The sequence below is a fragment of the Nostoc sp. C057 genome (assembly GCF_013393925.1).
Classification (GTDB): Bacteria; Cyanobacteriota; Cyanobacteriia; order Cyanobacteriales; family Nostocaceae; genus Nostoc; species Nostoc muscorum_A.
Genome location: NZ_CP040281.1, coordinates 2,195,612 through 2,205,640 on the forward strand (window position 1 = coordinate 2,195,612; position 10,029 = coordinate 2,205,640).

The following is a 10,029-nucleotide window of genomic DNA, read 5'->3' on the forward strand; positions in this document are numbered from 1 at the left end:
TGAGTCCTATAGTAAATTAATAATCAGGCTCATGAAGATTTATTAGCTGCAAGCCCAAACAAAGACAAACTCATGCTTGTGTGACTTGCACTGAAGAATGTGTCCAGTACCCATATCTCCAAACGAATAAGGGATATTATCCTTAGAAGCCAGTTGAAAAACCTGACGCATAGGTTCCTGACAAATGGGGCAACCAAGACATTCCATTCCCTGTACCCATTCTGGATAACCCCCTAGTTTATCTCCTTCTACAGGTGTAATGCGATCGCAAAAATCATCCAGATCCTCAAAGCCCAGTAGCTCAATCACTTCATCTTCTAGCGTTTCATTTCCCAATTTATCCCAACCATAAACCAAGGCTACAAGGTCTTCCAACTGGGGATAATCTTCCACTTCTTGCCAAGCAATAATAGTTTTAGCAGAAAAATGAGATCAATAGAATTAGAGACGCAATTAATCGCGTCTGTACAAGAGTTAGGAGTTAGTATTTGATGGCTTCTGATTCATAACTCATAACTCAATATGCGTCCATACACCGCTATCTTAATCGTACCAACTGGCATTGGGGCTGCCATTGGGGGTTATGCAGGAGATGCTTTACCTGTTGCCAAAGTTATCGCACAGGTTTGCGATCGCCTAATTACTCACCCCAATGTCCTGAATGGTGCAAGTTTATACTGGAATCTTCCTAACGCTTTCTATGTTGAAGGTTATGGACTTGACAAATTCGCCTCTGGGTGCTGGGGTTTGCGTCCAGTCCGCAACAACAAAGTAGGTTTGCTTTTAGACCAAGCCATTGAGCCAGAGTTACGGCTACGACATATACAAGCAGCCGATGCAGTCAGAGCAACTCTGGGATTGACCTTAACAGATTATGTAATTACAGATGCACCATTAAATGTAGAATTACGGACTACAGCATCGGGAGCTAGTTGGGGAACAATTGGCAACCCGGATAGTTTATTACGGGCAGCTGAGATATTAATTAAAAAAGCGGGGGCAGAAGCGATCGCAGTTGTTGCCCGTTTCCCCGATGATATGGACTCAGAAGCAGTACAAAAATATCGCCACGGTGAAGGCGTTGATCCCCTAGCGGGTGCAGAAGCCGTAATTAGCCATTTGCTAGTGCGAACCTTTCAAATTCCTTGCGCCCATTCTCCCGCCCTTTTGAGCGAACCCCCACAACCTGATTTATCTCCCCGTTCCGCCGCCGAAGAATTAGGCTATACTTTTTTGCCGTGCGTCCTTGTAGGATTAAGTCGTGCCCCACAATTTATAATAGATAAAGGAGCGATTGCATCAGAAAAAGGAGATATTTGGGCAGATGAAGTGGATGCTGCGATCGCACCTGCAAATGCTTGTGGTAGCAGTGCCTTACTGAGTTTAAGCCAAAGACAATGCCAAATAATTACAGTAGAAGAAAATAAAACTCTAATCAAAGTTCCTCCTCAACCGTTGGGGATCAAAGTTATACAGGTAAACTCATATTTAGAAGCAGTAGGCGTATTAGTAGCACACAAAGCAGGCATTAACCCCTCCGCTCTCCGTCCCAAACTATCACCTTTGCAGCCAGTAATTAAAAGTTAGGAGTTAGGAGAGACGCGATTAATCGCGTCTGTACAAGAGTTAGAGTTCTATCTTCCCCCTGCCCGCTTCCCCCTTCCCCTTCCCCTAAAAACCTGTGATTGAACAACAAAAACAAGAGCCAGAAATTCCATATCTGACACGCATCCAAGTACTTGGGGCGATGGGAGCGACTGCAATCATTTTGTTGATAGTCGCCAAACTGTCGTTGCACTTTGGTAACTTTTCCCTATTTTCCTGGAAGTGGGACGAGAAAGATTTGCTTTTGGGTGTTGGATTGGGATTCGTCATCACCGCCTTAAGTGGCATAGCTTATCGCGTTTGGACTCCCTATCGAAAAAGTGCAGATTATTATCTAGAAGTGGTACTGAAGCCCTTAGCCTTACCAGACTTAATTTGGCTCGGTTTACTACCGGGGTTGAGTGAAGAATTGTTATTTCGAGGTGTAATGCTGTCAGCTTTAGGATTAGATCATCTGGCTGTCATTGTATCTAGTTTTTGCTTTGGCATCTTGCATTTTAGTGGTTCTCAACAATGGCCTTATGTGATTTGGGCAACAATTGTTGGGATGATATTGGCATATAGCGCCTTGCTTACGGGCAACCTATTAGTGCCGATTGTCGCTCACATGATTACCAATTGGATTTCTAGCTATTTCTGGAAAATGTGGCAATTGCGGCAATTAAAAAATAAATTTTGAGCTTGTAGGAATTAGTGCGTAGGCGTAGCCCCAATACTTTTTGGTTAAGGGGGAAAGGGGAAAGGGAAAGAGTACAAATGCAGGACTCACACATTAGATAGAGTTTCTACTTTCTGCCCCCTTGCCTCCTGCCCCCTTCAATCTGCGTTCACAAATTCCAAATATCCATTGCTGAGTTCTTTCACCGCCAAATCATAAAATTGCTTTCCGTGTTCTGGTGTTGCTAAACCAGGATTTGATCCCATACGTCCATCTGGATAACGCACTCGAAAGTCAGCCGCACTATAAATCCTGTGTCCGCTTGCAACTTCTGGTGAAAGGGGTGCTTGCTTAATCGCTTCTGGATAAACGTATTGGGTGAGGGCTACTTCACTTGGCGTTGCATGAGAACCTTCTTGATCCCCATATAACTCTTTAGCTAGTTTATATACAGAACCGCACATAAACCAGTTTGCCACTTGACACTGCACCTGGTGAGCATTGGCAATTTGCAAATCTTCTAAATGGGCATAAGTTTCAGAGAACGCCGCTTTAAGGGTGGCGATATTACCACCGTGTCCGTTGATAAAGTAGAACTTGCTAAAACCAGCTTTGGCTAAACAAGTTACATAATCTCGAACTACTTGAATTAAAGTGCTAGGACGCAGACTGATTGTGCCAGGAAAAGCAGTATGATGCAATGCCATGCCCACATTGATTGTAGGTCCAACGATCGCGCCAGTTGCATCACCCACACCAGCTGCGATCGCTTCTGCACAAATGGCATCAGTACCAATTAACCCCGTTGGCCCATGTTGTTCTGTAGAACCAATAGGGAAAATAATCCCCTTCGACTGCTGTAAATAAGCTTCGACTTCTTGCCAAGTACTCAAATGCAGTAACATTTTTAATGATTTTCCTCAATAAAATTGCGGTAAGACGAAACCCTTCTCTGCTGAATAGCATCTCAATACTTTTCGGGTTTTGGGGAAAAGGGGAAAGGGAAAGGGTTTGAATTTCCCTTTCCCCATTGCCCTTTAACCTTTCCCCAGACCAAAAGAGAGATTATTGGGTTTATCCGAAAAGTATTGATTAAACTCCCACTAACTTGATTATGAACTCCCAAGATTCCCAGTAGTGGCGATCGCTATGATAAATTTCAATAACAAGATCCCCGACTTCGCAAAAATTGTCGGGGATCAATGAATTTCATATTTTTAGATATCTGCTACCAACTTTCTGCCAAATATGGAGAAAATGAGGCTATCTATTTTTATGAGAAGAATTCAGAATTCAGAATTCAGAATTCAGGAGTCAGAATTCAGCATGAATTCTGTACGAGTGTGTGATAGCGCAGCGTTAGCGAGTCTGCGAGCATCTGAATATTGGTTAAAACCGGACTTACGTCCCGCTACGCTAACGCCCCTGGTGGGCGAAACTAAAATAAATATTTTTCGTAATCAAAACTCTATCCCCTTGTGGGTAGAGTATTCAGAATTCAGAATTCAGAATTCTGACTCCTGTTTTATAAATATTGTTTAGGGGATGGAGTCGCAACGAGTTTTGACAGATATGGATATAAGCAATTTACCAAATATGCTACTTTATCCTACGATTCTCATTGCGAACCCCACCTATAAGAAAAATCTAAATTTATGAGATGTTGTGAGATGTTGGTTTTGTAGATCATCAAGAAAAGAACGGGGATCAATCTTAAGTCTTGATTAATCAAAGTAATAATGTTTTTTCACGTCGCTTGTAATTTTCCAGGTGCAGGACATTCCAGCCGGAAAAATCACCAAATCGCCTTTACCCATTTGCACTGGTTGTCTACCATCAGGAGTAACAACCACATCGCCTTCCAAAAAGTAGCAAGTTTCTTGAGAATCATAAGTCCAAGGGAATTTTGAGACTTCCTTTATCCAAATATCCCATTTATAGACACCCAATTCATTGAGGCGTTCAAGTCTTATAGCTGATGCTCAATTTGAATTTCCATGTTGCGTTTTTCTAGTTATGTTCAGCAGTAGGATTGAATATCCTCTCCACACTGATCTACTAAATAACACAAAGCGCGAAAACGCAAGTAGACAAGTTCGTTATAAAGTGGATTGAGTTTGCACATTGGCGGAATGTGTCCTATTTTGCGACCAAAAAGCTTGATATCACGCTCGAATGGACACTGAGCAGGAATCAGTTTAGCAATAAATTTCGCTAATTTTCGATTTTGAATCTCAATTTCATCCAGCCATTGACGTAATGGTTGCAATAAATCTAATTTAGGTTTAGCTAATTCCTTTTTGCTATCTGCTTGATTATTTTGTCCTAAAGGTTGAATAAACGCAGGCAAAAAAATACGCTGATTCTTGATTTTAAGCATAGTAGTAGGCAAGGTTTTCCTTGTGTAGATGAACTATTTGCCGAATTGGAATATTACACATCTAATCTGTCGAGCCAATTTGCATTATGCTTGGAGATTATGCAGAAAAATAAGCACAACGCAAAGAATTTACATGCATCTTTGGAGGGAAATTGTCTAACTAATTGTTATTTAAGCCCACCAAATCGGGAAGAACTGTCCCGTTAAATACAAAATAACAAAGAAATTATAAAAATGGCATTTCTTTAACTTATGGATTGCTAATGTTCGAGATAGCAATTTTATATATTAAATATAAATGCCTGGTTCTGAAACGGCCTAGTATCTAGAGATGGAATTTGGCGTAGAAAAAAACAGTTTAGCTCTCACTCCATATAGGCTTCGGTAGGACTAGTCTTTAATATCTAGCGATTTTAGGCTATTAAATATCTAGTCATAAGTCTAGTATATTACACCAGACAACCTAGATATTATCTAATAAGTAGCAATAAATCCTTTGATAAGTTCAAGCTAATATACTTAGAAGTTATAGCATTTACAAGAATATTTGCAATAAATGTATCGAGTGTAACCGCTTACACTAGTACAACCCTAGCAACATATAAGGCTCATATTTGATTGATTTTTGAAAAAACTCATTACAATTCAAAAAGCTTTCTTTCCAGTTACCTCTTGCCTAAACTTATTTCTTAAAATATCTCAAGCCGTAACGTTCTTGATATTTGTTGATATACTCGATATTCTGTTGCTCTAATTTTGACAGCAATTTAGATGGAAACGCTTTTGGTGAATATATAGGTTTATACCAAGGTTGGTTGTCAAAGTAATCCTGTAATCCAGGAGTATCAAAACGGCGGCCGTGACTAGCAAAAATCGAATTTCGCATAATATCTAGTTCAAAACCGTCTTTACCATCCAAATCTGCATCATTTACAAGTCTTTGGGAAAGCCATAAATAAGTGTTGGCAGTTGTGGTACTTACTGGCGGTATTGATGTCGTTGGGGCGGGTGTAATTTGAGTAGGAACAGATGAGGGTTGAGTAGGAACAGATGGGGTAGTTGGTATAAATTTAGGAGTTTCTATCACTGGGCTGGTGATAGTTGACGGTGTTTCTGAAGGTAACACTGTTTTGTCTGCTGTAGATTGAGTAGGTTTTGTTAATACCTGGCTAATAATCACAGATGCACCGATTAGCCCACCTGCAATCAAACTGCCCATAAGGATATTATTCTGACTATTACCTTGAGGATTCGGCTGTGGTTTGACAGGTAATGTCTGAGGTGGTGGTGCAGAAACTATAGTCGGTTGAGTCAAGATGGGTTGCGTTGGTGGAATTGGATTTGCGATGTTCTGCAAAGTATCCAGCATTGCTCTAGCTGTGGGGTAGCGATCGCGCGGATGATATGCGATCGCTTTATCAATCGCTCCTGCTATGATTGGACTAACATGACTCGCATACTGTCGCCATACAATTTCACCCGTCTGGGAGTCCGTCTCTAGTTGTTGCGCCTGTTTACCAGTGAGTAAATAAATTATCGTCATTCCTAAACTGTATAAATCACTCGAATAAACTGGCCTACCTGCGGCTTGTTCGCTGGGCATATAGCCGGGTGTACCAATCACAATCGAACTGGTAGGATTGCCTTGAGAATTTACTACGGTTCCCATTGACTCCCGGATAGCGCCAAAATCAATCAGCACTGGTTTACCATCACGATGACGCACAATGATGTTATCCGGTTTAATATCGCGGTGAACGATGTGCTTAGAGTGAACATAATCCAGGACAGGTAATAAATTCATGAATAATTCCTGGACAGCGCCTTCACTAAATAGCCCCTGCTTTTGAACTCTTCCAGTTAGGGTATCGCCTTCAACCCACTCCTGAACTAAGTAAAATTGTCCGCCAGAGGAAAAATAGGCATACAATGCTGGAATTTGGTCATTTGCACCACCGAGTTCTTCGAGAATAGCTGCTTCCCGTTGAAACCTCTCTTGCACTAACTGGTAAATTTGGGGATTATTGTGAATTGGTCTTAGCTGTTTAACCACACAAAGGCGCTTTGAGGGCATATAGGTATCTTCTGCTAGATAGGTTTCACCAAACCCACCAGCGCCCAGTGTGCGGATAACTTGATAGCGATCGTTCAAAAGCTGTATTGTCATGGGAGATTATAAGCGATATTCATAAGATAGTTTTCCCAAAACAACCTTCATTTCAAATCTAGTAAACCTTCTTCTTTCAATTTAGGATTGAAGCGAACTTGCATTTGCAAACCACGCACTTCTAATAATTGCGTTGAAATTTCTGCTTCTACTCTCCGCGCCACATTTTTAATAATTTTCATTTGTGCTAATTCATCATTAGCTGGATTTTGATATTTTGCCTGTTCTTCAGATGTCATTATCAATTTGACATCAATGGGATGAGTCCATTTTTCCTTGTTATCCCCATTTCCCCAAGGTACACTGCCATTTTCAGCAATCCAAGCATTTTCAGTATTTTCTAAAATTGTGCGACTAGGGCGTTCAATAGTTTGAACTTTGACCCAATAGCATTGCTGTGGCTGACGGACTAAATGCTGCTTGAGGCTAAGATAAACATCACGAGAGTATCCTACAAATTGCAGCACTTTTTCTTGGTCAAAAATAGCATATACCCCGATTTTACCTTGAAATTGTTCAGGTAATTGACCGCTATCATCAATGTAAGGAATGTATTCCAGGGCTGCCAAAGAAGAAAGATTCGTTTCAAGAGCCATACATCAAATATTAAACTTACTATTTGTCTTCAGAATGGAAAATTGCTAATTAGGGAAAAATTATCTTTAAAATTACCCATTACCTAATTTTTGGTAAATTGCACAAAGGCGACTGGGTTTAAAAATTTTAGCACTAAACATGAAATTTGGTGGTACATTGATGATGGCATATTCATCAGATTCATGATACTTTTCAAACTCTGCTGGCATTCCTTTAGTTGTCGTTAAGCTATAAGGAACTGGTTGGAAAATTAATTCTGTAAATTTAATTTGCTCACACTGCAATTGTTGACGAATTTGATTTAAGAAAGCATCGCTTGTCAATAAGTTGAACAAAGTTTCTTGGGCTTGTGCTTCAAGAGTGAAACTGCCATCAAAGTTCTGGACTATTTTAAGAGACATTTTCTGTATAGGTAGTTCTTAACGACTCAGTGAAAAATCACCACTTTAAGTTCAGCCTATTGGATTGTGGGACTTCTGTCAGCCACTAGAGGAAGCTGGCATGATTAAGAATCATGAAGTTGAGCAGATTTTCAGGGATAGGTGATTTTCCCTTAGCACTGTGCTGACAAACTTCGGTAGGCAAAAAAGCAGTGAAAGCCCCGATTTACCATAGGGGCAATTCACGAATTGCCCTACAGGGTATAGCTTTGCACAAGCACTAACTAAGTGAATAAAAATCATTTTTTTAGTAAGAGGTAAAATAAAATACATAACAATGCCAGAATGCAAAACTACTCCAGGTAGGTTGGATTGAGAAACGAAACCCAACATTTTCAGAGCTTTGTTGGGACTTCCAAGAAATAAATTATCCAATCCTCTGGGATGGACATCTTGTCCGCCCATAGCCAAGGGCGGACAAGATGTCCACCCCACAATAAGTAGTTAAGTATTTTTTTATTTAGAAGTCCATTAACCGAGCAGTATTGGGGCTGCGCCTACGCACTTAGCGCACCACATTCTCGCACAACAAAAATGAGTGAATAATCGTGATATAAACCACAACTATCCACTCAAAGTTTAGTAAATCGGGGTTACTAAAAAACCCCAAGAAGATTATTCAAACTTGGGAAAGTTAAAACCAATTAACGTGATTCAGTTCCCTGATTAGGGCTACCTGCTATACCATCCTCTCCTGGTGCTTCTGGTGTAGCACTGGGTTTAGCATCACTCTTTTCAGCATCGCCAGTTTTGCGGATACTTTCGTCGATGGGGGTTTGGTAGCCACCAGAAGCAGTAGGCGTAGTTTCTTGATTATCAGATTTTTGTTTTTGTTGTTCAGCCATGATGACATTCCTTAATTATTTATTCTTGGGATTATCTTAAGAAAATTTGGGTTTTGAGTACATCTATCCAGAATCTAGTTATCGCTGATTGTCCCTCTATCGAAAGTATTGTTTAGTACTACTCATCTTTGATGACAAAAATCCATAACTATAGAATTTGCTAACCTTAGAATGCTTGCCGTCGTTAAAGGACAATTTAAAACAGATTTGATATCCGAGATGCTTTTAAAATTGCTTTATTGACACTTGACAGAGAATGGCAAATGATCTAAGTGAATAATATCGTGTGATGATTGTGATCCAAACTATCAAAGTGTAATTAATGAACCAGAGTAATCCACCGTTACCATCTGGATGTGTCCTTCGCAAGGCAACCTTGGCGGATAAGTGGTCGATTCGATTGCTGGTATTCTCAGCGAAACTCGACCCAACCCAATTAAACTGGCAGCAATTTTGGGTAATTGAATGCGGTGATAATCTCGTAGCTTGCGGACAGCTACGTAATTTTTCAGGGGTACAAGAACTTGGTAGTTTGATCGTTGCATCAGCTTGGAGAGGTCGCGGTTTGGGTACTTTGCTAACGCAGCATTTGATTAATACAGCAACGCAACCACTTTATCTTGAATGTTTAGGTGAACGATTGGCACAGTTTTACAGTCGGTTTAATTTTGTACCAATATCTTTTGAAGACTTGCCACAATTTCCCAGAACAACAGGTTTGTCTACGCTCAACGATAAATTTAGATTGTCGCAATTAGCTAAAAAGCTGCTCAAAGTTCCTGTGGTGTTTATGGAATATCGAGGCCATACTAATTCGTAATGACGCTGGCGGACTCGCTACCGCTACGCTAACGTAATTCGTAATTAAGATATAGAGAATAATGACTGATACAAGCTGTTTACAATCTTTTACTGTTTCCAATTATCTATTTTCAAATCGGAGGTTTAGCAAAGATTGTTAGTAATACTGGCCCTAATAAATAGTATCTCTTAGTGCGTATCGGCGCGTCATCGTTTTTAAGAGTGTTTATTATTCTTTTTCAGCAGTTCTGATTCCAGTTTACCTAATTGATGACACGCCCTAACGATTGATGAACATTGCGGTGTGATGCTGGAATTCAAGGATGCAAGCCCTGACAAATTTGCTCAATTGGTGTCAGATGCGCCGTAATGGACTGAATGGATGGCGTGAGAAAGTTGCGATCGCAATAAACCAATTTACTTTTCGAGTGTAGAAAATGCTCTTTCGTTTTACCGTGCGATGCTTGCTCCATCTTGCTGCACCTCAAGGATGGGTGATGCAATCGGCGCTCCCACTGATAGAGAAGGAAAGGCTT

The 10,029-nt window shown here is 40.5% G+C and carries 10 protein-coding genes and 1 pseudogene; 3 read left to right on the forward strand and 8 right to left on the reverse strand.

The window, feature by feature from the left end; genetic code table 11:
• Positions 1-42: 42 nt before the first annotated feature.
• Positions 43-393, reverse strand: coding sequence for a hypothetical protein (locus FD724_RS09870; protein ID WP_256874512.1), 351 nt, complete (start codon positions 391-393; stop codon positions 43-45).
• 129 nt (positions 394-522) lie between these two features.
• On the opposite strand from FD724_RS09870, the gene FD724_RS09875 reads away from it, so the two are divergent.
• The gene (locus tag FD724_RS09875) at positions 523-1,587 is read left to right on the forward strand and encodes a DUF3326 domain-containing protein (RefSeq protein WP_179072492.1); all 1,065 of its coding nucleotides are present in this window, start codon (positions 523-525) and stop codon (positions 1,585-1,587) included.
• Between the two features lie 94 nt (positions 1,588-1,681).
• A complete protein-coding gene (locus FD724_RS09880) occupies positions 1,682-2,284 on the forward strand; it encodes a CPBP family intramembrane glutamic endopeptidase (RefSeq protein ID WP_114082700.1) in 603 nt (200 codons plus the stop codon).
• A 137-nt stretch (positions 2,285-2,421) separates the two neighbouring features.
• On the opposite strand, the gene FD724_RS09885 is transcribed toward FD724_RS09880, so the two are convergent.
• The 7 genes and pseudogenes from FD724_RS09885 to FD724_RS09915 form a co-directional block, all read right to left on the reverse strand.
• Complete coding sequence (locus FD724_RS09885) at positions 2,422-3,168, reverse strand: creatininase family protein (RefSeq protein ID WP_179072493.1); 747 nt, start codon at positions 3,166-3,168, stop codon at positions 2,422-2,424.
• Between the two features lie 819 nt (positions 3,169-3,987).
• Positions 3,988-4,262, reverse strand: a pseudogene (locus tag FD724_RS09890) (cupin domain-containing protein).
• Between the two features lie 21 nt (positions 4,263-4,283).
• The gene (locus tag FD724_RS09895; protein WP_179072494.1) at positions 4,284-4,643 is read right to left on the reverse strand and encodes a Mo-dependent nitrogenase C-terminal domain-containing protein; all 360 of its coding nucleotides are present in this window, start codon (positions 4,641-4,643) and stop codon (positions 4,284-4,286) included.
• Positions 4,644-5,325: 682 nt separating this feature from the next.
• Positions 5,326-6,810, reverse strand: a complete 1,485-nt coding sequence (locus FD724_RS09900) for a YARHG domain-containing protein (protein WP_179072495.1) — start codon at positions 6,808-6,810, stop codon at positions 5,326-5,328.
• 47 nt (positions 6,811-6,857) lie between these two features.
• Complete coding sequence (locus FD724_RS09905; protein ID WP_179072496.1) at positions 6,858-7,406, reverse strand: GIY-YIG nuclease family protein; 549 nt, start codon at positions 7,404-7,406, stop codon at positions 6,858-6,860.
• A 72-nt stretch (positions 7,407-7,478) separates the two neighbouring features.
• Entirely contained in the window at positions 7,479-7,808 is a 330-nt protein-coding gene (locus tag FD724_RS09910) for a hypothetical protein (RefSeq protein ID WP_114082695.1), read from the reverse strand.
• Between the two features lie 683 nt (positions 7,809-8,491).
• The gene (locus FD724_RS09915; protein WP_163930016.1) at positions 8,492-8,692 is read right to left on the reverse strand and encodes a hypothetical protein; all 201 of its coding nucleotides are present in this window, start codon (positions 8,690-8,692) and stop codon (positions 8,492-8,494) included.
• 322 nt (positions 8,693-9,014) lie between these two features.
• On the opposite strand from FD724_RS09915, the gene FD724_RS09920 reads away from it, so the two are divergent.
• On the forward strand, positions 9,015-9,512 hold the full coding sequence (locus FD724_RS09920; RefSeq protein WP_179072497.1) for a GNAT family N-acetyltransferase: 498 nt from the start codon (positions 9,015-9,017) through the stop codon (positions 9,510-9,512).
• Positions 9,513-10,029 lie beyond the last annotated feature (517 nt).